The sequence below is a fragment of the Synechococcus sp. genome (genome assembly GCF_982614295.1).
Genome location: NZ_CEXBMR010000019.1, coordinates 27,758 through 29,053, shown reverse-complemented (window position 1 = coordinate 29,053; position 1,296 = coordinate 27,758). Strand labels below are relative to the sequence as shown.

Below are 1,296 nucleotides of genomic sequence, written 5' to 3'. Positions count from 1 at the left end.
TTCTGGTGGGCTGATGGTCATCGAGACGTTCCTCGAGGGTTGGGGTCGGAGGCCAGGGGCTGCTTGGGGCAATCCCCGAGGCCGCTGGGGCACAAAATCCCAAAGGAAACAAGGGCAAAACCCCTGCTAGCACTGGGTAACGGGCCCCAGCATGGGGTCCGCTTTTTTGAGTATAAGCATCAAAAGCGGCCTGTTTGCGTTGCAGTAACAAAGGTTCAATCCCTGTCTCTGACAGGGCTCTCTTGGGAGCAAATTAACAACAAAAAAACTTATTTATGGCTGCTGAATAAACATATTTGTCACTAAATTATGTGATAAATCAGTGCTTTAGCTGCGTTTCACTGGATCAGCGCCATCCTGTTGCCAAAATTGGCTCAATTTGATTTGCAGCTTGATGCTTTGCTACGGGCGGCGATAACTGTTGTTGTAGCCATTGGGCTATGGCTGGGCCAAGTTTTACCTGCTACCGCAGCTGACTTACAAGAAGTTGCCCCCCCCGGAGCGGCTCAACAGTTGGCTCAAGCCTTGGCTCAACACAAGCCTCAGCTGAAATTACTGGCGCCTGCAAATGGCAGTTCACTGGCTGATGGTGAGTGGAACTTGGAGCTAGAGCTTGAGGATTGGCCCCTAGTACATAGAGACGATTTAGGGCCAGGGGCCCATTTGGTAATTCAAATAGATAACGAAGCGCCAATACGGATTTTTGAGGCCACAGCGGGAAGCAGCCATTTGGAAATCCCTATGGCTGAGCTAAGCCCCGGCAGCCACTCAATTACTGCCTTTGCCGCACTGCCTTGGGGGGAAGCCGTGGCTGATCGCCGGGCTCGGGCTAATTGGCGTTTTCAACGACTTGCCGCCAATCCCCAGGCATTGCCTGCACTGAATAGTGCTCAACTTGTAGCAGTGCCTTCACCTGCTTTAACGGCTGGAGCCCCAGTGCCGATCAATTGGTTCCTAATCAATGCCCCCTTGCAAAATTTGAGGCCAGACGACGCCCATTGGCGCTTAAAACTCAGCCTTGACGGCGCCACAAGCATTTTGCAGCAGGAGGATTCCCTTTGGCTCAGCCCACTTACAGCAGGGAGCCATGCCCTCAGCCTTGAACTGCTTGATGGCAATGGTGCCCCCCTCGGGGCCCCTTTCAACAGCTTGGTGCGGGAATTGCAGGTGGACCCTAAAAGCGTTGCCACAGCTGCAATGTTCAGAAGCCATCTAGAGGATGAGGAAATAGAAGCTTTGCTCAACCCCAACTACAGCTCAACTCTCGCTCAACCAGAACCAGAACCTGAGCCAGAA

Annotated in this window: 1 protein-coding gene and 1 pseudogene; one reads left to right on the top strand and one right to left on the bottom strand. The window is 52.9% G+C overall.

The annotated features are described in order from the left end of the window. On the bottom strand, positions 1–211 hold a 211-nt coding region (locus AC2JC8_RS04880; RefSeq protein ID WP_484420047.1), incomplete at its 3' end, for a hypothetical protein. A gap of 158 nt (positions 212–369) precedes the next feature. Here AC2JC8_RS04880 and AC2JC8_RS04875 point away from each other — a divergent pair. Further along, a pseudogene (locus AC2JC8_RS04875) lies at positions 370–1,296 on the top strand (hypothetical protein); the annotation flags it as partial.